Origin of the sequence: Oribacterium sp. oral taxon 108 str. F0425, from assembly GCF_000214455.1 — a bacterium.
GTDB lineage: Bacteria > Bacillota > Clostridia > Lachnospirales > Lachnospiraceae > Oribacterium > Oribacterium asaccharolyticum.
In genome coordinates this window covers 350,370-376,022 of the sequence record NZ_AFIH01000001.1, presented here as the reverse complement: position 1 = coordinate 376,022, position 25,653 = coordinate 350,370, and the positions used below count along the sequence as shown (strand labels likewise).

The 25,653-nt window shown below is 35.8% G+C and carries 27 protein-coding genes and 5 pseudogenes; all 32 read right to left on the bottom strand.

Annotated elements, in window-relative coordinates; genetic code table 11:
* The 32 genes and pseudogenes from HMPREF9124_RS01895 to HMPREF9124_RS01750 all read right to left on the bottom strand — a co-directional run bounded on the left by HMPREF9124_RS01895 (position 1) and on the right by HMPREF9124_RS01750 (position 25,532).
* Positions 1-999: a PDDEXK nuclease domain-containing protein gene (locus HMPREF9124_RS01895; RefSeq protein ID WP_009429173.1), complete on the bottom strand. Its 999-nt coding sequence runs from the start codon at positions 997-999 to the stop codon at positions 1-3.
* A gap of 124 nt (positions 1,000-1,123) precedes the next feature.
* Positions 1,124-1,906, bottom strand: coding sequence for a CPBP family intramembrane glutamic endopeptidase (locus HMPREF9124_RS01890; RefSeq protein ID WP_009429542.1), 783 nt, complete (start codon positions 1,904-1,906; stop codon positions 1,124-1,126).
* A 98-nt stretch (positions 1,907-2,004) separates the two neighbouring features.
* Positions 2,005-2,415: a hypothetical protein gene (locus tag HMPREF9124_RS01885; protein ID WP_009427839.1), complete on the bottom strand. Its 411-nt coding sequence runs from the start codon at positions 2,413-2,415 to the stop codon at positions 2,005-2,007.
* Positions 2,416-2,465: 50 nt separating this feature from the next.
* Entirely contained in the window at positions 2,466-3,278 is an 813-nt protein-coding gene (locus HMPREF9124_RS01880) for a DUF6630 family protein (RefSeq protein ID WP_009429374.1), read from the bottom strand.
* Positions 3,265-3,435, bottom strand: a complete 171-nt coding sequence (locus tag HMPREF9124_RS12140) for a hypothetical protein (protein WP_009428199.1) — start codon at positions 3,433-3,435, stop codon at positions 3,265-3,267. The genes HMPREF9124_RS01880 and HMPREF9124_RS12140 overlap by 14 nt, the downstream gene beginning before the upstream one ends.
* A gap of 66 nt (positions 3,436-3,501) precedes the next feature.
* A complete protein-coding gene (locus HMPREF9124_RS12135) occupies positions 3,502-3,729 on the bottom strand; it encodes a hypothetical protein (protein ID WP_009428195.1) in 228 nt (75 codons plus the stop codon).
* Between the two features lie 30 nt (positions 3,730-3,759).
* The gene (locus HMPREF9124_RS01870; protein ID WP_009429770.1) at positions 3,760-4,497 is read right to left on the bottom strand and encodes a CPBP family intramembrane glutamic endopeptidase; all 738 of its coding nucleotides are present in this window, start codon (positions 4,495-4,497) and stop codon (positions 3,760-3,762) included.
* 61 nt (positions 4,498-4,558) lie between these two features.
* A complete protein-coding gene (locus HMPREF9124_RS01865) occupies positions 4,559-5,179 on the bottom strand; it encodes a HEAT repeat domain-containing protein (RefSeq protein ID WP_009429267.1) in 621 nt (206 codons plus the stop codon).
* Between the two features lie 94 nt (positions 5,180-5,273).
* Positions 5,274-5,417: an SdpI family protein gene (locus tag HMPREF9124_RS01860; RefSeq protein ID WP_330367754.1), complete on the bottom strand. Its 144-nt coding sequence runs from the start codon at positions 5,415-5,417 to the stop codon at positions 5,274-5,276.
* Positions 5,418-5,494: 77 nt separating this feature from the next.
* Positions 5,495-6,399 (bottom strand): annotated as a pseudogene (locus HMPREF9124_RS01855) (ketopantoate reductase family protein).
* 235 nt (positions 6,400-6,634) lie between these two features.
* Positions 6,635-8,371, bottom strand: coding sequence for an ABC transporter ATP-binding protein (locus tag HMPREF9124_RS01850; RefSeq protein ID WP_009429758.1), 1,737 nt, complete (start codon positions 8,369-8,371; stop codon positions 6,635-6,637).
* Entirely contained in the window at positions 8,355-10,082 is a 1,728-nt protein-coding gene (locus HMPREF9124_RS01845) for an ABC transporter ATP-binding protein (RefSeq protein ID WP_009429338.1), read from the bottom strand. The genes HMPREF9124_RS01850 and HMPREF9124_RS01845 overlap by 17 nt, the downstream gene beginning before the upstream one ends.
* 31 nt (positions 10,083-10,113) lie before the next feature.
* Positions 10,114-11,558, bottom strand: a pseudogene (locus HMPREF9124_RS12825) (ABC transporter ATP-binding protein).
* A gap of 16 nt (positions 11,559-11,574) precedes the next feature.
* Positions 11,575-12,255: an energy-coupling factor transporter transmembrane component T gene (locus HMPREF9124_RS01835; protein WP_009428713.1), complete on the bottom strand. Its 681-nt coding sequence runs from the start codon at positions 12,253-12,255 to the stop codon at positions 11,575-11,577.
* A pseudogene (locus HMPREF9124_RS01830) lies at positions 12,255-12,772 on the bottom strand (MptD family putative ECF transporter S component). The gene HMPREF9124_RS01835 and the pseudogene HMPREF9124_RS01830 overlap by 1 nt, the downstream one beginning before the upstream one ends.
* Before the next feature lie 237 nt (positions 12,773-13,009).
* Positions 13,010-13,969: a helix-turn-helix domain-containing protein gene (locus tag HMPREF9124_RS01825; protein ID WP_009429276.1), complete on the bottom strand. Its 960-nt coding sequence runs from the start codon at positions 13,967-13,969 to the stop codon at positions 13,010-13,012.
* Positions 13,970-14,060: 91 nt separating this feature from the next.
* Positions 14,061-14,927, bottom strand: coding sequence for a nucleotidyl transferase AbiEii/AbiGii toxin family protein (locus HMPREF9124_RS01820; protein ID WP_009429291.1), 867 nt, complete (start codon positions 14,925-14,927; stop codon positions 14,061-14,063).
* Between the two features lies 1 nt (position 14,928).
* A complete protein-coding gene (locus HMPREF9124_RS01815) occupies positions 14,929-15,510 on the bottom strand; it encodes a type IV toxin-antitoxin system AbiEi family antitoxin domain-containing protein (protein ID WP_009428449.1) in 582 nt (193 codons plus the stop codon).
* Positions 15,511-15,564: 54 nt separating this feature from the next.
* Positions 15,565-15,675, bottom strand: a pseudogene (locus HMPREF9124_RS11935) (phosphomethylpyrimidine kinase); the annotation flags it as partial.
* Between the two features lie 5 nt (positions 15,676-15,680).
* Entirely contained in the window at positions 15,681-16,142 is a 462-nt protein-coding gene (locus HMPREF9124_RS01810) for a hypothetical protein (RefSeq protein WP_009429508.1), read from the bottom strand.
* A gap of 76 nt (positions 16,143-16,218) precedes the next feature.
* Positions 16,219-16,752 (bottom strand): GNAT family N-acetyltransferase, encoded by a 534-nt coding sequence (locus HMPREF9124_RS01805; protein WP_009429463.1) that lies wholly within the window; start codon positions 16,750-16,752, stop codon positions 16,219-16,221.
* A 344-nt stretch (positions 16,753-17,096) separates the two neighbouring features.
* Positions 17,097-18,573 (bottom strand): annotated as a pseudogene (gene lsa(C) / locus HMPREF9124_RS01800) (ABC-F type ribosomal protection protein Lsa(C)).
* A 48-nt stretch (positions 18,574-18,621) separates the two neighbouring features.
* Positions 18,622-20,103: a phytoene desaturase family protein gene (locus HMPREF9124_RS01795; protein WP_009427657.1), complete on the bottom strand. Its 1,482-nt coding sequence runs from the start codon at positions 20,101-20,103 to the stop codon at positions 18,622-18,624.
* 172 nt (positions 20,104-20,275) lie between these two features.
* Positions 20,276-21,040 carry a nucleoside phosphorylase gene (locus HMPREF9124_RS01790; protein WP_009221188.1) on the bottom strand — a complete coding sequence of 255 codons (765 nt, stop codon included), beginning with the start codon at positions 21,038-21,040 and terminating at the stop codon, positions 20,276-20,278.
* 119 nt (positions 21,041-21,159) lie between these two features.
* Positions 21,160-21,945 (bottom strand): hypothetical protein, encoded by a 786-nt coding sequence (locus HMPREF9124_RS01785; protein ID WP_139090267.1) that lies wholly within the window; start codon positions 21,943-21,945, stop codon positions 21,160-21,162.
* 28 nt (positions 21,946-21,973) lie between these two features.
* The gene (locus tag HMPREF9124_RS01780) at positions 21,974-22,171 is read right to left on the bottom strand and encodes a hypothetical protein (protein WP_009428621.1); all 198 of its coding nucleotides are present in this window, start codon (positions 22,169-22,171) and stop codon (positions 21,974-21,976) included.
* A 266-nt stretch (positions 22,172-22,437) separates the two neighbouring features.
* Positions 22,438-22,887 (bottom strand): hypothetical protein, encoded by a 450-nt coding sequence (locus HMPREF9124_RS01775; RefSeq protein ID WP_009429060.1) that lies wholly within the window; start codon positions 22,885-22,887, stop codon positions 22,438-22,440.
* Between the two features lie 27 nt (positions 22,888-22,914).
* Complete coding sequence (locus tag HMPREF9124_RS01770) at positions 22,915-23,097, bottom strand: hypothetical protein (protein WP_009429154.1); 183 nt, start codon at positions 23,095-23,097, stop codon at positions 22,915-22,917.
* Position 23,098: 1 nt separating this feature from the next.
* Positions 23,099-23,419: a hypothetical protein gene (locus HMPREF9124_RS01765; protein ID WP_242821539.1), complete on the bottom strand. Its 321-nt coding sequence runs from the start codon at positions 23,417-23,419 to the stop codon at positions 23,099-23,101.
* Between the two features lie 205 nt (positions 23,420-23,624).
* On the bottom strand, positions 23,625-24,002 hold the full coding sequence (locus HMPREF9124_RS01760) for an SdpI family protein (protein WP_009429591.1): 378 nt from the start codon (positions 24,000-24,002) through the stop codon (positions 23,625-23,627).
* A 122-nt stretch (positions 24,003-24,124) separates the two neighbouring features.
* Entirely contained in the window at positions 24,125-24,628 is a 504-nt protein-coding gene (locus HMPREF9124_RS01755; protein ID WP_009428964.1) for a GNAT family N-acetyltransferase, read from the bottom strand.
* A 61-nt stretch (positions 24,629-24,689) separates the two neighbouring features.
* Entirely contained in the window at positions 24,690-25,532 is an 843-nt protein-coding gene (locus tag HMPREF9124_RS01750) for an AraC family transcriptional regulator (RefSeq protein ID WP_009428565.1), read from the bottom strand.
* Positions 25,533-25,653: the final 121 nt, after the last annotated feature.

The following is a 25,653-nucleotide window of genomic DNA, read 5'->3' as shown; positions in this document are numbered from 1 at the left end:
TTACTTGATTCTCTTTTGAATATCTTCAACCGACGGCAACTGCTCTTCCAGAGCATCCGGCAGGCTTCGGGTGACTTTATATTCACTTACGCCAATCGGTTTTGAAATGTCCTTTAGAGAGTATTCCGCAACCAAATTATTCTTACTCTTGCAGAGCAGTAAGCCGATGGACGGATTGTCTTCCTCTTTCTTTAGAATTCCATCTACAGCAGACAGGTAGAAGTTCAGCTGACCGGCATATTCCGGTTTGAAATCTCCGGTCTTCAACTCAATAACTACATAACACCGCAAGTTCAGATTATAAAACAATAGGTCAATATAAAAATCATCGCCTCCGACATTAAGATGATACTGATTGCCTAAAAATGCAAATCCTGTTCCAAGTTCCAGAAGAAGCTTCGTAACATCACGAACAAGCGCCTGCTCAATATCTCTTTCCAACATCTCCTCACGGAATGGGATAAAGTCGAACACATACGGATCTTTCATGGTCTGCGTTGCCAACTCACTTTGCGGCGATGGCAAGCGACTTTCAAAATTAGAAACCTTATCAACCAGCACCTGCCGCTGATATAGTCCGCTTTCGATTTGATGCACCAGCACATTGCGAGACCAGCCATTTTCTGCTGATTTTTTGATATACCATCCTCGTTCTTTTGCATCAGAAACTTTATCCAGCAATACCACATTATGTCCCCATGGAATTTGTGCAACAACCTGTTGCACAAATTCACGATTGGGATAAGCCTCAGCAAATTTTGCCATATACTTTAGATTGCGAACAGAGTAACCTTTGCTTTCCGGGAACGCCATACGAATATCGGCCGCAAGGTTATCAATAAATTTGTTTCCCCAAGTTTTGTGCTCGTTAATGACACAACCGATGTCATAATATAGGAGCAACATATCTGCGTTTACATGAACAGCTGCCCGATACTGCGCACTCGTAATTTCACTCTTAATCTTCTCAACAATGGAGATATACTCCGACGAATTCATTAACACTCGATTCACCTCGCTTTCAATATAATCCATGTTTTTTATAATAACGCGTTGATTCCCGCAACCTTGCTCTTGATATAGTTCTCCTATCAAATCGCTGAACTTTTGGCGGAAGGATCACTCAGCCACCTGTAGAGGCATTGTCATCCTTCATTAAGCTATATTTTGCCTTCTTTGTCGCATGAACTAACAAAATAGCAACAACTATACATATTACTTTGGATGCATTCCCTATAATTACATTATCATGGAAATTAATTTGAGATAATGTATTTATTAGTGCATGTGTCATTACACATATCCATAAACTATTTGAATAGGCAAATAATGCCGATAGTATGAAACAGTTTGTGAATAGTCCCAACGAGAAATTAAGAACATCAACCGTTACAATGCTACCATCAATAAAAAAGAACAAAAAATGCCATACTCCCCAGCACACAAAGGTTATCACCGTCGCAACGATATAGGAAAGCTTTTTCTCTAAACAGGGTTGGAAAGAATATCTCCATCCTATTTCTTCTATTCCGCCAAATAGAATGGCCTTAAAGAATAGAGCTATCGAAATCCATACATTTTCAATTTTGAATCCCTTACTTATTGCCACAGAACAAAAATCTATAATTAAAAACACAATTGCCATTGCATAGATTTTAAATGGCTGCTTTATCTTGAAAAAATCCTTTATTATACACAAAGGATTTTTCCCATTGTATTTAATTTGATAAAATACGCCCCAAAAGGCGGACGACACACCTCCAATGATAATAAAAACCATCCCCCAAAAAGAATGGTAGCCTAATCCATATCCTTTTTCTTTTAGAATTCCAACCAGCACTGCAACTGCTGTTATATGAAGCAATGTTGGAAATAAAAATGCTTTCATTATCGACTTATTATTCATTATACCTTTCTTCCATAACACACTTCTACAGGCACTGTAATCTGACCGTTTGCTGAAATTTTTGCCAAGTTAATATTTATCACCTTTTCTATTACAGTTTAGTGAATCGATAAGAAGTGCAATGCCTCTTCTCTGATTTCCTTATCGCAGGATGCATTTTCAGAAATTCCGTTCAGAATATCTAAATAGATTTCCGCCTGATCTGTTCCATTGATAAGACGATTTAGCATCCAAACCGTATGCAATGTAGGCATTCTTTTTATTGACAGAAGAAGTTCTTCTTCATATCCTTTTTTATAAAATCTCTCCACAAAATGGACGATTGGTCCGGGACTTCCAAAATCTGTCAAAGGATGCCTTTCCATCAGACGGAGCAAGGGCTGTACGGAGTCTAATTGATTATAGTTTTCTTCAATTTCTTCCATGCAGTCCATCATCACGGTTTCAAGATCGTCATTATCTTGAATGCAGGCTTCCATTTTTTGAATGATGCTGTTTAGTGTTTCCATGTCTATTTACACCTCAAATTTTTCTCAGACTTCTCTTTTCATCTCTCTTCTCACATCTCTTCAATCACTGCTATCCTATGCAAGATTACTTTCGCCAGCTCCCTTGCTTTTTCAAAGTCTTCCTTGCTAAGAACCATCATCGCATAGCTGTCACTTCCTATATCCATAGCAGACAAAACATATTCTGTCCACTGGGCATTCAGAATCTTTCCCCACCTTGGAATATCCTCTTCATCATTCAGTATTTTCTCATTCGGATTGAGATTTAGTCCGGCACTTAATTTACGCACAGCAGGAATAAAGCTATCTTTCCTTGCTTTCCAATCCAGTTCTATAAGCTTTCCTTTCCGCTCTAATGCGAAAAAAAGCTCTTCCCAGGCATGGTCCATATCTTCCATACTTTCATGCTTGTGTTTTTTTAAGAATCGCTTCGCTGTTTGGGGGTCTGCCAGCAGGAGCTTTGTTAATTCTTCAAATGCGGATTTTACGATTGCATCATCATTTCCTATCACTTCCGTATACGTCTTTTCATCAGGAAGAACTTCCTTTTTTACAAACGCTCTCATAATCTTTACAGCATCACTGTAGCTTAAGTCGGAAATAAGATATTTTTTATCCTCTATTTTCAAATATAAATTGACCAGCTCTTTGCTTTTCCCGACTACCGCTTTCATAGACGTACAGCCCTTTACGGCATGGGACGGGCTTATCTCTGCATAAGTGGTATATCCGTCATGCATCGCTTTTAGAGAATTATCAATTCCAATGATATGAAATCCATTTCTATCGTAATTGGGGTCTTTCATATGCCATTCTTCATAAGTTTCAAAGAACACTTTCTGTATCCAATTATAAAGGTTCATGATTGTTTTCCATCTCCTCTTTCGTCATTCCGCTAAGTTCTTTCACCCACATCCCTACCGTATCGGAAAGCAGGGAATCACAAGTATATTCCTCCGTACCGTCCATATATTTGCAGGAAAATAAAGGCTCTCTTATCGCTGCTTTATAAAACTGCATTGCCACATCCTGCAAATGCTCCGGATGAAACGGAAGTGACAGTTCTTCCGCTAACGCCCCCGAATCTTATCCTACCTCTCCTTCACTACCGATAAAGCCAATACTTTCATCCTGTAACAACACAAATTCTCCGCCACTTGCATCATGTGCAAATGCCTTAGCTTGCATAGAATAGTTCTCATTATTCTCCATAAACTGAATTTCCTGAAGCTGCTTGTAAAAGCAAATATCACACTCTCGCATAAGCATAGTATGAAGTTCCGTATTATTCTTGATCTGATCCCATAAGTCCATTCCGTTTTCTCTCCCCCTACAAACTGGGAATTATGATTTTGCTTCTCCGTAATACCATATACATATTGAATATATAAGCATAGCAATAACACCTATTATAAGTATAATATTCAATTTAATGATAAACATAGACAAAAGAGTGTTTGTCAATCCATGAAAAACACTACAAGCAAATATGCATTTCGTTTTTTTGTAAATTGTTGCTAGCCAAAAACTGAGTATAATAGCTAATACTAAAAACAAGGTAAACGGCATATTTTGTTGAGATGAGCCATTTATAAACCAAAGCGGTATATGCCAAATCCCCCACACTGTACCTGTAATGATGGCGGATATCGGAAAATTCAATTGTTTCTCTAATAAAGGCTGCAAAACTCCTCTCCAACCTAATTCTTCTTCACCACCATATATAAATGTTGCTTGTAGAAAAATTAAAGGTATCAAATGCATCTTTAATGCAGCATTAAATTCTCTTGAAGATAAACTTATTGTCAGTACTTCAAAAACAGAAAATAGAAACAGATAGTTCAATGATTTTTTTCTGTGCTCAAAAATGTATTTTACTATAGATTTAATCGTATTTTTTTCTTCCAATACAAATAAAGTTGCTATCGCTGGTCCGAAGCCTCCTATAATATGCAGAATAGTACCTAAAGGATGGGAAAATGGAATAATATTGAGACTTGTTAACGCAGCAAGCCCACACCATGCTATCCAAGAAATAAGGAATGTAATGATAAGAAATTTTGCCAGTCTCTTAGAATTCAATTTAGTATACCTCCTTCTCAACTTCTCCGTTCCAATTATGGCAAGTAACAGAACAATGTCTTTAATCCTTTATAAATTCACTTGCCAAGTGATACACCTGTTTGATCTCTTTACTATCTAAGGACCAAGCCTCTACTTCTTTTCGAATAAAATCCGGAAATTTCTTACTGATATCTCGTAAAGCATTGCCCACGGATTTTCTGACATATTCACTGGGATCTTCTTTTAAAGCGGCTAAACGCTGAATGGCTTCTTCCGGGTGGTCTTTAAAATAGGCTCTGCTTGTCCAGATTCTTAGCCCTTCCGTAACGGCTCTTCGGGCGTTCGGCTCAGGACTTTGTAGCCATTCCGAAATCGTGGGAAGGGCTTTTTCCATTCCGATTTTTTTACAATAGGTATCAAAGGACTTCGCTAAAATCTCCTGCACTCTCCAGTTCTCATCCTTCGTAACTTCTTCCTTCATAAAATGGAGGATTTCTTCATCTTCAGATAAGTAGCCGAAAAGAAATACCCCATACATTCTCACTTGATAAGCAGGAGATTGAAAAGCTGCAAATGCCAAAGTCTTGCAATAAGCAAAATCATGGGAGTGAAAATCCTGCAAAGCTCTACTTTCTTCCGTCTTGAAACCATTTTCTATCGAAGAAAATTCCTGTTCTAATGCGGCAATATATTCTTTCAAATCTACTCACCTCCTTAAGAGATTTGCTCTGCCCTTTTCTATTTTGCACTGACAAATCTCACCCAAAAAGCTCCGTCAATTCTGTTTATCTTCTCTAAAGATACCATGCTTTCCCAAAATATTGATTCGCAAATCTCCATGTTTCCTCATTCATCATTGACCTTTTTGTTCGGTATCCGTATACATAATTAATTTCTTTAGGTGTTTTCCTGAAAAGTAGCCAACCGAAGAAAAGCATGGTTAACGGAATAAGTAAAACCATAATTAGCATGAATATCCAGAATCCCATTTGAAATTCCTCCATTACTTTTACTTCTAAAGCATTGATTCAGCCTCAGTTATATTTATAACATTTTCCATGTACTCATAAAATTGCTTGTGTAATTCTCTCATTTCATCCGGTGCGTTTATCGAATGTTGATACATGAACTTTTCGCCGAAAGTACTTCTATATACAAACGATATAATACAAGTCAATATCGGTAGCGGCACAAGCAAAAAATATTCATTTTCCATGGGGATAACTTGCCACAGGTTTTCCTCACAAGTTGGAGGTTTCTTTTTAGAACTTTTGCTGTCTTACACATAGTCTTGTGTTCATAGCCGGCTTTTGCGGGATTATCCGCTTCATAATATGCATCTGCAATAGGAACTACCATTGCAAGATGACAAAGCTGCCAAATGTGCATATCTTTCACTATATGATATGGAATAGAAGATTGCTTAAAAATCAAAGAAAGGCGTCTTACTCTATCCGTTCTCATTCCGGAAATCTCTGCAAAAGTAGTCGGTTGAATGATTTTCGGAGTAAGCATGGCATCCAATATATCATCCTTAATCCTTCCTCCTGCGCCCGGAAATGCCGGAAGGATTTTGCCTTTCCCACAAATCTTCTCCCATTCATTATAGTCATCCATAGAATTTGTCATTGTTACAATGCATTTGCTATTATTGGTTTTCAGTTCCTCAAGTGCCTGATATAACTGATTCTCTCTGACTGTCAAGAATATAAAATCATATTCGTCATTATCCTTGAGTTCAGACAAAACAGAAACATTTGCTTTTGTAACTTTTTCTCTTTTCAAATAAAGCAGACCCTTCTTCTTGAGCGTTTCCAGTCTGGCTCCTCTTGCATAAACAGTAGTATCAAAACCCGCTTCGGCAAAAAGCGAGGCATACAGCGAGCCTATCACTCCCGGACCAAATATGAGTAATCTCACTTATAGACTCCTTTCTGTCCCATACAAGACATCCGCCCATCATGGATTTTATGGCAATATCACCTGCTACGGGAAAGGCTTCACGAACAAATTCAATTTCAAAGTCTATAATAACACGGTGAATCCTCCTTTTGCCACCGTGCTCAAAGCAAGTAATTGTAAATTTCCACCGAGTTCCAGTATAAAAAAGGAAATGACGGCTTGAAATAGTTTCATTTTAACCTTCTCCTTCACACTAATTGGCAATCTTCCAAATAGTTGCTTTATTTTTCATGCTTATCAAGGTTTTATACAAACCTCCCTGCTTCATCAGTCCTTCATGATTTCCTCGTTGTTCTATTTTCCCGTTATTTAAAACTAAAATCTGATCGGCGTTTCGTATGGTAGAAAGCCTGTGAGCAATCATAATAATGGTTTTGTTTTTTGTCAGTTCTTCAATGGCAGCCTTTAGCTTATCTTCATTTTCCGGATCAATATTTGCTGTGGCTTCGTCAAAAATGACAATCGGGGCATCTTTTAACATAGCTCTGGCAATGGAAATTCTCTGTTTTTGTCCTCCGGAAAGAGTAGCTCCGCCTTCTCCAATCAACGTATCGTAACCATTTGGCAAGGCTTCTATAAAATCATGACACATCGCCTTTTTAGCAGCTTCTATGACCTCTTCTCTTGTGGCACTTGGCACACCGAACTTGATATTATTTTCAATCGTATCCTCAAAGAGATATACATTCTGGAATACCATAGCGATATGACTCATCAGATTGGGCAGGGTATACTCTTTAATGTTTTTGCCGCCCATTAAGATTTCTCCTGCGTTTACATCCCAAAATCTTGCAATCAGATTGCAAAAGGTCGTCTTTCCGCTTCCGGACGGACCGACAATGGCGGTCATGGTGTTCTTCTTCATCTCACAGGAAATATGATCTAAAATTGTCTTTTCATCATAAGCGAAAGAAACATCTTTAAATTCAATATCCGGGTGACGAATTGGGCTTGTTTCAGCTCCTTCTTTTATTTCCGGAATCTTTTCCAAATATTTCAAGCTGTCGATGGAGTTTTCCGCAATTCTCAGTATTGCCATAGAGCTTCCTGCCGCTTTAATTCCTTCAAAAATAATAAAGCCGGCAATCATAGACATAATCGCATCTGCCAAAAGCATATCTCCTTCAATGTAATACTTGGCAGATAAAATAATAATAGCGGCAATACTGATTCCAAGAACAATTCGCTGCAAGGCGATATACGGCGTCATGGTTTTTTCCAGTTTCATTGTAATATTGCAGTTTTCTTCAAACGCATTACTCAGTTCTTTATTATTCTTGCCGCCTAAATTGTATGATTTAATCACCTGCATTCCTTGTACGGTTTCCAGTACCTGTTTTGTCAAATGTGTTTGAGCAATACCGATTTCGCTTGCATTTTCTCTTGACTTTTTTTCCATAAAATAGGTGACAATAAAAAATGCAAGGATACCCAAAAATGCGGTAATTCCTACCATTATGTGCAAATAAAATAAGGCTAAGGCAAAGACGAAAGTATTGAGTAATCCGCCTAAAACAAGCACTAGCAACATCGGTACCTGCATTTCAATCTGGCTGAGGGTGGTGGTACTCATTGTTGTAATCTTTCCTAAACTGAATTCACTGAAAAATCCCATCGGTACTCTTTTCAGCTTGTTTCCGATACGGATTCTTTTATCCGCCGCCATAAAATAGCCGGCATGCGTTTGCTCCAGCTGAGATATATATTGCGTGATAATCTTTCCGACTAAGCTGACAAGAAGAATCCCTAAAACAACGGCTATATCCTTCACGGAAAGAGTTTCGTCAAATATTTTAACGAGAACATAATACACACCGCCCATTTGCATTGCGTTAAACGCCGCACAAAGGAAGCCGACAATAATGGACTTTCGTATATTCGGCTGTTCTTTTTCCGCAAAGTTCCATATTTTCTTAAATACTGTAATCATAACGCTCCTCCTTTCCCGCAGCTTTCCACAAAGAGGAATAGACTTTTGACGTTTCTAAAAGTTCCTCATGCTTTCCACAGCTTTCAATCTTCCCGTTTTCGACCACAAATATTTTATCTGCATTGACAACGGTTCTAAGCCTATGTGCAATTAAAATTAATGTTTTTCCTTTCACCAAATTACTGATGGCTTCCTGCACAATGCTTTCGTTTTCGGTATCCATATAGGAGGTGGCTTCATCTAAAATAACAATCGGTGCATTTTTCAGCATGGCTCTTGCGATAGAAATTCGTTGCTTTTCTCCTCCGGACAAATGTCCTCCGCCTTCTCCCACAATCGTGTCATACCCGGCGGATAACCCTCGGATAAATTCATCACAACCGGATAATTTTGCCATTTCCTCTACTTCCTTATCACTTGCCGACGGTTTTCCGATTCTTATATTTTCTCTGACAGACATATCAAATAGATAGTTGTCCTGTGATACATAAGAGATGGTTTCGGATAACTGTTCCAGCGGAATCTCTTTGATGTTTTTTCCCCCGATTATTACTTCTCCGGCATCTGCATTCCAAAAACCCGCGATCAGCTTCGTAATGGTTGACTTTCCGCCTCCTGACGGACCGACAAATGCCGTTACCTGATTTTCCCCAATCGTCAAACTGACCCCTTCTAATACTTTCTTATCTTCCGTATAGGAAAAATCCACATTTTTCAGTTCAATATCACTGCCGGATAGCGAAACATTCCCTTTACCATGCTCAAGATCAGGGGCATCCAAAATCAATCCGATTTCCTTTGTAATCGTTCCTATTCTGGACAGATCATCCATATAATTGGTCGCCGTCAATATATTTTCCACCGTTCCAAAAGAAAGTACAATGATGGTTATAAAAGTCGCTATTGTTAAGGAACCATTTAAATAGAAATACACTCCTAACGGCAGAATTGTAAGCAAGGACATAGGTGAAATTTTTCTGTATGCAGATACACCAATCATCGTTTCTTTCATCCAATGATAATAAAATGCCGCATTTTCATGGACTGCTTCACTGTATTTCTGGTAGGAAGTTTCGCTTTGATTGAACATCTTGATGACCTCAATTCCACCAATGTATTCCACCACTGCGTTATTCATTTTCTGATTGATTTCCACCGATTGCTGATACTTTTTCCCATAAGATGCCATCACCGATTTCATACAGAACATTCCAATCACAAGAGGAATCAAGGAAACAAGTGCCAATCTCCAATCCAAAATAAACATATAAATCAGCAAGAGAATCGGACCGATGATATTGGCAGTCATTTCAGGAATAATATGTGCTAAGGTTGTTTCCATGGAATCCACCTGATCCACAATAATATTCTTGAGCTTACCGGAAGAAATATTCATAACCTTTCCAAGGGGCATCCGAAACAGTTTGGTTGAAATTTCTTCCCTTATCTTTTTTAAGGAATAAAACGTTGCCTGATGCGATATGGAAGTGGAAGCCGCCGCAAAGATTTCTTTCAAGACTATTGCAGCTAATATCATAAGACCGTATTGCAAATAAAATCCGAATTCTGTGTTTTTTCCAATCAGTCCTACAATCATTTTTGCTAATAAGATATATGCGGCAAGACCGGATACCACTCCTAAAACTGCCAATAGAACGGATTGAATGTAAGTGTTCTTATATTCTTTTACATACTGTTTGATTAAATTCATAATCCAAATCCTCCTCTTATACCAAAAATTTTTATCTTATGGGAGCAAATAAGAAATCCGATATTTTACTTTCATTTCCTTTTACAGGTATCTTTTTATAAGTCTTGTCATCCAGCATCAGCACCGTATTACACACTTCAAAGAGAAGCTCTAAATCATGGGTAATAATAACCACCGGTCTCTTGGCGGCATACTTCCTTATCATAGCTCCTATTTCTTTCATTCTCTTATAATCAAGTCCTGAAGTCGGCTCGTCCAATATAATGATTTTTCTTTCACTTAAAAAGGCAGTGGCAAGTGCAAGCCTTTGCTTTTGCCCACCGGAAAGTTCTTGCGGGTGATCCATTTTTTTATCCCACAAATCAATTGCATGAATATAGGTAGTGACTTCTTTTAAGTATTCCCTGTCTTTCACTTTATTTTTAGGAATCAGTTCATTTTCCACCGTATCAAAGAAAATTTGATAATCCACATCCTGCATCATATAGTATGATTGCTTCAATCTTTCTTTCGTTGTTTTTCCATAGCTTATTTCCCCTTTATTTTTAATTAAACCCGCTAAAGTTCTTCCTAACGTTGTTTTTCCGATTCCATTTTTCCCGATGATTGCCATAATTTCTCCATAATGAAGATCAAATGAAAGATTCTTTATGAGTTCCTGTTTCCCGATATTGATATTTAAATCTACGATCTCGGCAACCTTTTCTTGCTCTTCATCCGAGTTTTGTGCTTTCAGAGACTGATAACGGATTGCTCGCAATCCATATTTTTTGCAATCATCCTCTTTGAGTTCCCCACGAGAGAATATCCTTTCGATTGTCCCGTCTTTCATATAGATTAAGCGGTCATATAAATCATTCAAAAAAACAATCGATGTTCCGCAATAACAACCGTCTTTCCCATCTCTCTCAAAGTACAAACAATGTTTCTAAACTGAACAATCCCCTGATAATCCAAATTGGAGGAAGGCTCATCAAAGAAAATAATTTTGGTATCATATAGCAAGGTAGAAGCGATTGCCACTTTTTGTTTTTGTCCGCCGGAAAGTTCTGAAAGTTTCTTTTCCATCAAATTAGAAATCCCCATTTTTTCAAAGGCTTCTTTTGTTTTTTGCTTTAATTCCTCAAGGGGCATTCCTAAGTTTTCTCCGACAAAGGCGACTTCTTCTTCCGCAATGGTAGCAAAAAACTGATCCGATGGATTTTGAAATACATTACCGATATATTTTGCAAGCTCACCTTTTTCGTAATCCAGCAAATTTTTATCAAATAATTTTACTTCTCCGTCTAAATCACCCTCATAGTGATTGGGAATTAAGCCATTTAATATTCTTGTCAAAGTCGTTTTTCCACATCCTGAAAGTCCTGTTATAACAATCAATTCACCCGGCTCAACACTTAAACTTAAATTTTTTAAGATAATCTCTTTGCTGTTTTTATACTTAAATTGGTTGATTTTGACTTCTAAAATTTTCATTCACAATCCTCTGCATCTAAAACAATCTCCATACTAAATAAAAAGCAACAACCAAACAAATCAAGTCTAAAAATATTATATTTAGTTGGATTGTAACTTGTTTTTTTATTTCATACTCTGCACCTTTTGAAATAATGGAAGATGTTAAAGTTTCGCTTACATGAAGACACTTATACATCAATGGAATAAGATAAAGTTCAAATGAACGGACAGGATGTACGAGGCTTATTCTTAAGCCCCTTACTTTCATACCATTTCGTATTTCTTTAATCCTTATTTCCATCTCACTCATAAATCTGAGTCCCGTAGTAATACTAAGGTTAAAGTCATTTGGAATTCCAATTTTCCTTAAGGAACTCATTATTGTAAGTGGAGATAAAGAAATCAGTATCCTACCTAAAACAAAAATAGGAAAAAGTTTTATTCCAATTAAAAGTAAACCTATAAAAGATGCCACTCCAAGTCTATAAGGAAGTTTCTCCAACAAATGCAAAAGCAATAAAAGAAATAGGTACTTTACAGACATACTAAGAAATGCTTTTTTTGAATGCGTTAGTAACAAAATAAATGAAACGGACATCATAATGTAATAGCCAAGTTTATCAGTAATAAAAAGTGTAATGGAAAATGAAACGATGAGGATAAACAAAACTATACTATTTACTATGCAAGTCTCTTTTACTGTGTTTTTTTGCATCAAAGTATCCCTTTCTCTTTTCTTTTTTCAAAAAATTTATTATTGATATACATTCCGAACAAACCAGCCAAAGTGACCAAAACAATATTTACAATAATTGAAATCAACATTGCTTTAGGTGTAAAAAATGTGTACATATATTGAGCTTGCTCCGGAGAAAAAACAGTAAATACTTCCACTAATTTTTCAGGACCTAAAACTTTAACAAAGGTCATAGCATGCATTGAAATGATAAACATTCCTGTTGCAATAGCTACTGCAACTCGTTTATCACTTTCATAATTTCCTATGATAAGTTCAGCCACAATGCCTGCTACTAAATTTATGATAAGCATCGGCCAGTATCCCATCAGTGACCAAAAAACAGACAACAACATAAAAAAGATAAAAGCAGAAGGTTTTTTCTTAATTTTTTTGCCATTACAACAAAGGGTGGAGCAATTACAAGGGCAGAAAAGCCGCTTGCAACATAAAGAGAAACGGTTCCCAACATTCCTGTTCCCATTGATACAGCCATACCTAAAACAAAAGCAATAACTGTAAATACAGTGATTTGAATAATGTCTTTTAACTTCATAATAAACTTCCCTCCTAAATTCCAGTTCTATATTAGTTTCAACTAACCCTGATGAAAAAAATTAAGGCACTGGTGTACCAGTGCCTTACATCACCATTTATGTTAAGTGTACCTGCAATGTTAGGAGTTCTCTATAACCAATTGGGTATTTTTTAACTCCAAAAAGACAAATTGCTCTCACTTAAATTCACTTGGAGTTTTACCCATAATACTTTTAAACGCCTTTGAAAACTTGCTTTGATTTTCATAACCGGTCATCTTGGCAAGTTCCCCTATACTTAAGTATGGTTTTTTATGCAAAAGAATTGCTGCTTCTTTTATTCTGTTTGTCCTCATAAAAGCACCTATCGATTGCCCCGAAATACATTGAAAGCAATTTTTAAGACTTGATTCGGAAACCGCAAACTTTTTCGCTAAATCTTTTATCTTCAGCCATTCAAAAGGATTTTCTATAATCATTTTATAACACTCTTGAGTTGCTCTGTATATTGGTTCGGAAAATGATGAAAACTGTTCTGTATCTTTTGATTCTATCAAGCTTAAAAACAAAAGTAACTCTATCGTTTTTATAATAGAGTATGGAAGTTTTACTCTTTCATCTACCTCATACAATTCGTTGATAATATGATTTATTCCATCACGAGAACGTATAATCAAAGATACTCCATTTTTACACAATCTGTCTCGTAATCTATGCAAATCAATATTTCCATACGGAAAATATTGATCAATTGATTTTTGAGCCACATTTATATCAATAAAAAGTGAAAGTCCAACATATTTCTTCATAGGGATACACGACTTTTTAAATGAAGCTTTGCCAAGATCAACAATACTTAAATCTCCTCTCCCTAAAAAGGCATGCTCGTTATTTTCTAAAATAAATTCATAACAACCTTCTAAACAATGATCAATCTGTAACATACCCTCCTTAGGCTCTATTTTTTGATAAGTAGTTTGCATATTCAAAGTATTGTAAGAAAGTTGAATTCCTTCCAAAAGATTATAGCAGCGCATTTCACCCGTTCCTGTATCATTGTTTAAGCAATATATTTGTATATCCTTTGTCTGCTTTTTTTCTGTGAAAAAGAGTTTATCATAAGCATTTTCAATAACATTGTTTTTATTTAACTCCATTTCTTTTCTCACCTCATGTTTTATATTTAGTAATCAATTCCTTTTCTTAATCAAAAAACAGACTTAGCTATAAAGTGAAATTTGCATGGTCTTATAGTACTTTCAATCCTTCCGTAATCTGCTTAAAAAAGTCCGAACTCCAAATATCCAAAACGGAAGTATCGCGAATAAATGGCTCAACATCCTTTCTGGCTTGCAAAAAGTCAATACTGTCAAAACGATTCTTTAGCATCGTTTTAATCTCTTCTAATGTACATTCTTGATTTTCAGAAATATATCCGCTGTCGATTAATCGTGCTCTAAGATGCTTTTGATTGACGGTCACAGCTTTGGAAAGATAAAAAATATAATCGTACAAATCTCTACCCTTAATGCGACTCTGCCACCCACGGCAGATTACCGCATGGATTTTCCCGGCAAACAAAGAAGGCATGTCATACAAGCGGATTTCATAAGGCACAGGTAACAAGCGATATTTGTGCTCATAGGTAGCGAATGCGGGTGGATTGGTATCAACCTCAAATTTGATTTTAACCACTTCATTTTTAGCCACGCTTCCCACAAGTCTTTCATCTGCATAAAATAGCAAAAGATGTTCTTTTGTGTTCCCCTTTAAAAAAGCGGATCGAATGTTACTATCTTTCGTTTTTTCCTTTTCCTGGATTTCCACATTCAAGCCAAAGGCCTTCACTTCTTTTTCCAACACCGGAAAATAGGAGCATAAATCAAAATCTAAATTTATTTGCTCCAAAGAAAAATCCAAATCCTCCGAAAAACGGTCAAGTCCATAAAAGATTCTTAAAGCAGTCCCACCATAAAATGCAGCTTCCTTAAAAAATCCAGCACGGGATAAGCCACAAAGTACAATTTCCTGCATAATTTCTTTCATGGCATTTTTTCTGTCATATATATTATCCACCTGATAGCTTTTCAGCATCTCTTCAATTACTGTGTTCATATTAAATCCTCCTCAGAAGGGAGTACAACTTTTTAATATTGGTGGTATGATACGCTGCACTATACGCACATACCTTAGAGGCATCCAGCTTTTTCAGTTCTGATTCTTCAATACGTAAACTTTCTGTTAAAAGCCGAAAAAGCTCCTTGGTATTTCCCACCGGTGCAATGGTATAAAGTTGATCACATAAAGCCTTTTCCGGCTCGGCAATCCTATAAAAATATTCTCCCTCTTGAATTAAACGAATACCAAGAGGAAATGCCTTGGAAGGCACATCACGATAACTGAAAGTTCCAAAAGCTGTTTCAAACTTCTTTTTCTTTTTCTTTTCAAATGTGGCGGAAGTAACTGTATATACTGCTTCCGGAATCAGCCCATAGAAGCTCAAAGCATATTCAAAAGATATATAGGAAGGTCCGTAAATACTGCCGGCAAGTAAGTAAGCCGGAGTATGTGGATTCGTCTCATATAGTCCTTTTGTTATGGGGAAGCACTCACCACTCTTAGCCATACGGGAGAGCTTAGACTTGGGAGAACCGTATTCACTTAACTCCTCTAGGAGCATTGCTGTTGTTTTTATCATATTTTCACCTCATAGTCTCATTATATGCAACTATCAGGTGAAAATAAAGCATTTCTGAATAAAATCCGGGAACTTCTTACTGATATCTCGTAAAGCATTGCCCACGGATTTTCTGACATACTTACCGGAATCTTCTTTTAAAGCAGCTAAGCGCCGAATGGCTTCTTCCGTCATAAGGCCAGCTTATCCCAATCCTGCACGGATTCTATTACCGGAACCCAACTATCTATTTCGAATTTTTCCTCTATCCATGGCTCCGCATAGCCGTCAAGAATAAGCACCCCATTGCATTTTATATGGGCTTTTGCCTCTACTATATCTAAGACTTCTATCCTGTATTCAATTAGCGGTTCATTTTCATAAATATAAAAGGAATCTTCACGCTCTTCACTTTCCTCTACTGTCTTTACTGAAAATGTAGTCCCCACCAATTCCTTTACATCACTCTTATCGGTATCTATGGGATTGATACAGATAGAAGGGGAAATCTCATTTCCCTCGAATTCCCCGGGCTTAAACCCAATGTCTACAGCCCACGAGGCGCTTTCCTCTTGGTCTGCTTTAAAGAACATGAGGCAGCTTCTTCTGCCTCCCCAATCCTCTTGAAATGTAAAATCTTTTATTTTTAACATCTTGTGCTCCTTACAAACCGGGATTTGTCATTCTAGACAAAACTAAAGTTAATTTATCTCATCAAATTCTAATATGCTAATCTATTTTCTTCTCAAATCTAAACATCCCATCTTGAAATTGTGAGTCAATTTCTTCGCCCATACTGTCTGTTTCGTTAGGATCGGGATGATACTTATTAAAAAACTCTACAATGTGAAAGCCACATCTGTTTACATAAAAATGAATATTGCGTTGTTCAATATATGGGGTTACCGTCTCCCAAACTTTTACTTGAGGATACATTTTTTCAATCTCACACCATGCAGCATAACCAATGCCCTTACCGTGAACATTTGGAGCAACGAACAGCAAATCTAATTCGCCTTTTTCACCATTAACATTTATTACAATTCCACCGACTTTTTTATTATTGTATATGATACGATACGCCTTTCCATCATCAATAGAACGTTCAATTGTTTTTCTTGAAATAATTTGTCCATCTTCTTCGAAGCGGTTATCTCTAAGGCCAAACTCTACCATTGCACCATAATTAAATGCTTCCTGATTATCTAATATAAATTGCTCCCTATCATCCGGTGCTAATTGTTCAAGAATAACGTCACCCATAAATCAACCCTCCATAACTTTCCTAGACTTCTCATCTTATTGAACTAAACGAATACCAAGAGGAAATGCCTTGGAAGGCACATCTCGATAACTGAAAGATCCAAAAGCTGTTTCGAACCTCTTTTTTCTTTTCAAATGTAGCAGAAGTAACTATATATACCGCTTCCGGAATCCTCAAAATCCCCGGGCTTAAACCCAATGTCTACAGCCCACGAGGCGCTTTCCTCTTGGTCTGCTTTAAAGAACATGAGGCAGCTTCTTCTGTCCCCCCAATCCTCTTGAAATATAAATTTTTTATTTTTAACATTTTACTCTCCCCTACAAATCGGAATTTGCTATTTAGTTTATAGTCGTATTATTTTATTCGCTATATCTTCTACAAACCTCTTATCGTGTTCCACAAATATGAGTGTAGGATTTGCTTCTTTTATAATTTCCTCAATCTGTATTCTTGATATTACATCTATATAATTTAACGGTTCGTCCCAAACAAATATATGAGCCGGCTTTGATAAGCTTACGGCAATTAAAACTTCTTTTTTGTCCATCGCTATAGTTCTTCATATCTGTTTCAAATAATTCTCTTGCAAAATCTAATTTTCTGAGAATTGTTTTGCACAATGTTTCATCAACACCTTGGCTTTCAATATACTCATTTAGGCTAGCTGTTAAATCAGATGTATCTTGAGGAATATACGATATTTTCAAATTACTTGCTAATTTTACATCACCTGAATACTCGTGATGTAACCCTAATAAAATTTTAATCAAGCTTGATTTTCCACTACCATTCCCCCCATATATAGCCACTATATCATCTCTCTTTATATCAAAACTTACATCGCTTAATATCTGCCTTTCTCCATAGCATAATGATAAATTTCTAACCGATATTAGAGGATTTTTATGATAATCTAACGTATGCAACAACAGACTTTCCTTTGTTTCAATATCTTTTAGTAAATTCTGTTTTTCTTCTATTGCCTTATTTTGTCTATGCTCCAAATTCTTAGATTTTTTCATCATCTTAGCTGACTGATGACCTATATGTCCCTTGTCCGGTTTTACACCTGATACTTTCACAGCGTTTTTAGTATTTTCAATTTTATCAGACCAAATATGACTTTGTCTTGCAGCTTCTTTTAATCGTTTAATATCTTTTCTTAATTTCTCATTTTGACTAATTTCAAATTGGTCTTTCATCAATTTATTTTCATACCAGGATGTAAAATTTCCTGATTGGACATCAATAGAATTCCTGTTAAGAGAAATAACATGATTGATACAGCCATCTAAAAAATCTCTATCATGAGATATAAGCAAAAAACCTTTTTTACTTTTCAAATATTCACTGACAATTTTTCTTCCGTCCATATCTAAGTGGTTTGTTGGTTCATCAATAAGTAAAAAACCATCTTCTCTTGTAAACAAAATAGCTAAAAGGATTTTTGTTTGTTCTCCTTTAGAAAGCGTTTCAAACTTTCTGTAAACAAGACTCTCATCTACATTTAGCAAATTAAGTTCTCTAAATAATTTCCATTCTTCCTCATCTGATATTAGTTCTTTATATAACTCAATCCCTAATTTTGAAGTATCACTTAAATTGGGTGGGAATTTAATAAAATCAACGCTTTTGCTGATTTTACCTTGATAAACTTCTTGGTTTAGAAGTAGCTTAAATAGTGTTGATTTTCCAATTCCATTTCTTCCTATTAACCCTGTTTTCCAGTTCGTATCAAATGAAAAGGATACATTTTCAAATACAGGTTTTACATAGCCATAATATGAGAAAGTGAGATTTTCAATTTTAATTGTTGACATAAAAACACCCCCTCAAATTCAAATTTACCCATACTAGCAAACTTGAATTTATCTATGAGATTTCATATTATCTATGGCAAACTTTCCACTTGCTGCAGCTATAGGAAGCCCTCCACCGGTTTGAATCCATTGACTTGCAAGGTATAAATTGTTTATACCTTTGATAATGCTCTTAACATACTTACTCTTATAACCTTTCTGTGGATTAAAGCTCATATATCCCCCTTTGTAGGCATTACACCAAGTTGTGAATGTAACTGGAGAATACGTTCCAAGCACGATAAGTTTACCCTCAAGCTGAGGGAACTTTTTTTCAACCCTTAATCTCAATTCTTCTGCAATTCGCTGTTTTTCTTGATTATATTTCTCTTTATTATCTTTTAGCCCAAACCAGTAAGCATAATTTTCAGCATTTTGTAAAACATTACACTGAATAACTCTCTTTCCCATAGGAAATAGTGTTTCATCATAATCATAAACACGCATTCCACAAAAATTGTGTGTTTCTCCTGCAACATCATATTCGTCACAAGGAAAAATAATGCTTCCTTCAGGTAATTTCAAATCCGCTTCAGTAACTATTCCAAATGCAACCTGATAACCTGTATTAGAAACATAACCCTCCGGATTCTCATACATGTATCTAAGATTTTTATCCAAATATCCTTCATCAATTAAGTCATAGAAAAGAGAATGTGGGTCTGCACACCAAATATAGTTATCTGAGTTGATAACCTTTCCATTATTACCAATAATACTAACAACCTGCTTATCTGCAATATTTATTTTTTCAATATTAACGCCTAAATGTAGTTTTCCACCCAAAGATTCAAATTTCGCAAGCATTCTACTAACCAAGCCAACAGAACCTCCCTCTGGAATAGCTGCTGTATTACTTGTATAAAAAGCATACGATGCAACAAAGGATAGGGCAATGAAGTTTCTATTAAAGTAATTTTTAAAAATCGCTCTAATGTAATGATTTGTAAAACGATTTGTAAAGTCTTCCATAGACTGTTTTCCATATTCCTTTATAGCCTTATTAGCATCTTTCATACTCATTCCTAGTTTAATAAATTGTATTAGGTTCATATGAGCAATTGAAATATCACATGGCGGCTTTATACACTCTAAGCTTTTAGCACAGTCAAAAAACAAATTTAATTCTTTGGTATCTTCCGGAGCAAGTTCTAAAAACTCTTTTCTTGCTTTCTCTAAATTTCTCCACAAATGTAGTGTTACCCCGTCCATTTCCATACAATAAAAATATGGCTCACGATAAATCTCCAAACTATCAGAAAGAACTCCTAGATTTTCCCACATTTTATATAATTGTTCATCCTTATTGCATCCAACGAGAAAATGAATGCAATTATCTATATGATATCCTTGTCTGTTCCACCCTGCACACTCACCACCGGGCATTTTGTTTTTTTCGTATATTTCTACTGAATATCCAGCCTGCAATGCATATATTCCAGCACTCAAGCCAGAAACACCTGCTCCAATAATTACTACTTTTTTACCCATATTCTCTTACTTTCTATATAAGGTCTTAGAACAATTTTAGAGCATCAGACAATACACAATGCTCATACATTACTCTAAGGAACTAAACAGATTCTAATTTGTCATAGTTTTTACATAGATAAAATTACAATTTTTCCTTCAATTATTATCTCAATAAAATGGAGTATCTTTTTTATATATTGCATATTAAATTCAAAGCAAGGTGTAATGCTCTAGAGTGTGACGAAATTCCCCAATTCCTTTCATCATGTTCAGTAACACTTGCAAGCGAATCCGCAGTAAAAAAGAATTGACCAAATGATGCTCCTCTTTTTTGTGAACACGCAGCAAGTGCAGCACATTCCATTTCGACAGCAGAGCAGCCTTCACTTAATCTATACTGAACCATTTCCCGTGTTTCCCTAAAAAAACCATCTGTTGTCCAAGTTATGCACTCTTCAAATGGTATGTCTAATTTTTCAAAAACATCCTTAATTTCACCAATCATTTTCCGGTCGATTTCAATATATCGTGATGGTGGTAAATAATGGAATGATGTTCCCTCATCTCTCAATGCTTTTGTAGGAATAAGGAATGCATTTTCTTTTATATCCCTCAGAACCCCACAAGAACCTGTTGCAATTATTTTCTTACAACCACAAGCAATCAGCCTGTCCAAAAGCTGTACGGACGCAGGTGCACCAATATTAGGACGGACAAGACATATTCTTTGCCCTTTATACTCAATCACATATATATTTGTAGTTCTACAGCAATTTTCAAATTCTTCGGCAATTATTGCATTACTATTCATTGCGAATTCATCTACGCAGTCTCCTAAGAAAGCAAACACACACTTTTCCGGAAGTTTCAACTCCTCGCAACCATGATTTGGTTTAATTACCTCTATAGAAAAATTGTCATATTCAAGTATAGGAATTTCATTTTTTATTATCATCTTCAGCATTCTCCTCTAAATATTAATTATTCATCTATTCATTATTTATTAGTCCAAACGAGTGGGAAATAAAATTTATCAAACCGGCAAATTTATTTTTTAAATCTATAAACTGGGATTTATAGAGATTTCATTTTCCGAAACAACTCTTCTGCTCTTATTTCTATGCATTTTATAGCATTATCTAATCCCTTCTCGAAATTTTCTAAGTCTTTCTCATTGTTTACATCAACTGGATGATTCGCTTCACAATCTGATAGATAGGATTCAAATTTTTTGAAAAAATCTAAACAAAATGAATCCATATTTTTATTAATCCATCGATAATACTGATATAGTTTGTCATCATTTTTTGCTCTTTTGTAGAAAATATCAGGAAAATCATTATCTCTGTAATAATTCCCTTTCCCATCTTGCTCATATTTTTTATTAGTTCTGTTATCTATAAAGCTATACCCATTAAATCCTTTAGGAGCTGGCATAAAATTAGATAAACAGTGATGATAGTCTGCTAACTTATCTAATTTTAATTTTATCGAATCGTAAGCAATAAAATATTTTTCTAACTCAAATAAGACATCTTTTTCAGAAACAGTATATCCCACTACTCCGTTAAAAAATCTGCTAGCAAATGACCAGCAATTAAAAATTGTATCGCTACTTCCAATCTTAAATGGATCAATGTTGTATATTGCTCTGAAATAATCAGAAGTTTTTGATTCTCCATAATATTTACATTTATGCTTGTCATATCCTTTATATATTGAATCTGGATGACTAATGTTATTATTTAATCTATATTCTAACAACCCTTTAATTCCAGTGTGCTTCACTTTTGGATTTTCAGGTACAAGTTCATTCCTGATACATCTTAACAAATCTTCTTTTTTATCAATTATCATCAATTGAACATCCCTCCAAATTCTAATTTATCTACATCTTCAATAAATTCATAACCAAAGTAGTCATTATGTCTTTTTCCTCCGGCTTAAACTCTGCAATCATAAGTGTAATTGCCACTAAAGCTCCATCGCTAATTACCTTTTCTTTATTCCGGAATGATGCGTCATTTCTCCCTAGAAATTCCAAAAAAATGGATGCTGCAATCCGATTACATCCAACAACACGCATTTTTTGCGTGTTGTTTTCTTTATCTCATTATTTTTCTCATTCACTGTATTATCCCATCCTCACAAGTTCAAATTTATCTTTCCTGGACTTCTCATCTTATTGATCTAAAGGTCAATAAGCATCCCTCACTCTAAAGAGCACGCTCTCTGTTCCTTTTCCAAGTACAAGGGCTATAGCCATAACGGAGAGAGGCACTGAAAGCAATCCAAAAAGATACCATACTTTCCACAAATATTAATTCAAAAACTTCCATGTTTCCTCATTCATCATTGAGCTTTTTGTTCGGTATCCGATTTTCTTCGATTTTTTCTGCTATTAGCAATAATAATTACTGTAATTACAAAGAATTCAATTATGAGTTCTGCTTCCAACAGCCTCAAATATTTGGATGAATCCGGCTTTAAATTTAAAAAATATTCTTGTATTTCATTACTTTCAGCAACACTAAGCGTATCATCAAATTCCTTATCCGTCTCTCCGACTACATCATAGATATCCAAAGAATAGCCATTCGGAAAGCTTTGCTGATAGACAATCTTACTAATATCATATTCTATACGAAAATATTCTTTTACTATTTCCACGATATAGTCGTCTTGTTTTGTAACATATACGCTTCTTTTTGGAAAGAAAAAATCAGGTAAGATAAGCCATAAAGTAAATACATTGATCGCGATACATAGAATCAACATTAAGATAAATACTGCTTTCCTCATACACCAATCACTCCCACAAACCCAAATTTAACAATCAATTCTATAAACCATATCCCCTGAATTCCAAATATACAGTATAGCCGATACAGGTTCTTTTCCTTTCTCCCAAAGCCAGCCTGTATAGGTTGTACTATAGCCGAAGTATCCTTCTGTTAAAAATTCAAAATCCACATGATAGTTTTTCAATATTTGTTCAATCACAACACTCATCTTAAAGCCTCCTAAGAAGGGAACACAACTTTTTAATATTGCTTGAATGATACGCCGCACTATACTCACATATCTTAAGGGTATCCAGCTTTTTCAGCTCTGATTCTTCAATGCGTAAGTTTTCTGTTAAATGCAAAAAAAGCTCCTTTGTATTTGGCAAAGGAGGCACAGTATAAAGCTGATCGCATAAGGCCTTTTCTACTTCAGCAATCCGATAAAAGTAGTCTCCTTCTTGCAACAAACGGATGCCAAGAGGAAATGTAGGAAGGACCGTAAATGCTGCCCGCGAGTAAGTAAGCCGAAGTATGCCGGTTTGTTTCATAAATTCCTTTTGTAATAGGGAAGTACTCACCACTCTTAGCCATACGGGAGAGCTTAGACTTTGGAGAACCGTATTCACTTAATTCCTCTAGGAGCATTGCTGTTGTTTTTATCATATTTTCACCTCATAGTCTCATTATATGCAACTTTCAGGTGAAAATAAATTATTTTCCAATGTTACAGATACAAAAAAATAAATCCCAACTTTATTTCCTTCTCCCGTTTTCATCAAAGTTTTTCTTCAATGCAATCTCTGTTGGAATCATCGCGCCAACTAAAGGAATCATCTGAATCATCGTGATAATACCGCCAACAGTCCCCACTGTCTCCGTTCCCTTTTCAAAAACAATGGCCATGGCAATCACGGAGAGAGGTGCTGAAAGCAGTCCGCAAAGATACCATGCTTTCCCAAAATATTGATTCGCAAACTTCCATTTTTCTTCATTCCTCATGGACCTTTTTGTTCGGTATCCGAATGCATAATTGATTTCTTTCGGTGTTCTCCTGAAAAGTAGCCAGCCAAAGAAAAGCATAGTGAACGGAATAAGTAAAACTACGATTAGCATGAATATCCTAAATCCCATTTAAATTCCCTCCATTACTTTTACCTCTAAATGATAGATTCAGCCTCAGCTATACTTGAAAATCATTTTTCTTGCTCTTCTTATGTAATCATGAATAGTTTACTAAATACAGGTTTATCCCATCACATTATTCTTTCCATAATGACCGCTATTCCCTGCTCATTTTCCTTTTCTACGCCCGTCTCCGTAAAACCACATTTTCTCCAAAAGCTCCTACTTTGCATATTTCCTTTCATATAGGCCAGTCTTACTTTTTCATAACCTTCGCTTTTCCATGCCGTTAAAGCCTCTGTAATAATAGCGCTCCCTTTCCCTTTTCCGGACTCTTTACTGTCCATCATAAACAAGCCGATGAAAATCGTATCTTCTTTTGGAAAGGAGCGAATAAAGTCCATAATGGCAATTAAGCTGTCATTTTCAAAAAAGCCGATATAGAATTTATCCTTAAGGCTTTTCCCCTCCGGTAAGGCTTTTAAATCATTCAGCACCGTTTCCCTACATGGCTTTGGTGGGCAATACGCAAAGTATTGGAGATTGCCATTCTCCAGATTCAAAATCCTGGAGATATCCTCTTCCTCCATTTTTTTAATTCTATACTTTGTAGACAGTTGGCTGATGTTCAGCATACTTCTTCTATCTCCCCAATCCTCTTGAAATGGAATCTCTTTTATTTTACAAACCTGTTTTTTAAGCTTTATTTATCGGAATCCACAGCTCCATTTTATAATCATTGCTGTGCATATCACCTTCATAATAATATTCAAAGTCAGGTTTTCCTGAATGAACATAGCCATGCTCAGGGAAAAAGACTTCCATCGCATATTTCCACCCGTTATGAATGCAATCCGGAACACTTCCTATTAACTCCACAACTGCATACTCTGCTTCTTCCACTTCCAAAACATCTAATCCCATACTTCTTGCTTTGTCTACATCTGTAACAATATAGCCTGCCATATAGTTTATTGTGCTTGGATTTTCCACATCATGGCAAACGCCCATACTTTGACCGCTTCCCAAACTTGCAAGTTCATCATGGCTATATTTTTCATACAGTTTATCCCAGACATTCGGACATAATGATGAATTGATGCTTTGTTCATTTACCCCTGCAACCGTAAATGCTTGTTTCTTTTGAATTGTAATGTTCATGCTTCTTCCTCCTCTTACACTTAGTGCTAATTGCACTCGTGATACTAATTTGAATGGTTTTCCATTTCTTACCTCAGAAGGAGTAAATCCATGAAAATTTTTAAAAGCTGTTCCAAATGAATCTGATGACTCATATCCAAATTTGAAAGCAACATCAATAATTTTTTCGTCCGTATCTCTTAATATAACGGCTGCTTCCGTCAATTTTCTGCTTCTTATATATTCTGATAGCGTTGTTCCGGTTAGAATAGAGAACAATCTGCTGAACATAGAATAAGAGTATCCGGATAGCTGAGTTACTTTCTTTTCGTCAATCTCATCATCAAGAACTGTTTCAAGATAATCAATCGTATTGTTAAATGACTTGATAATATTCATTTCAATCCCTCCTTTCTTTCGGTTTATTTTAGTATAGAGGAAGAGTTCTTTTCCTACCCTACAATATCTGTACAAGTTTTATAGGTTTCATCTCATAGAAACTTATACCTTGCTAAGCTCA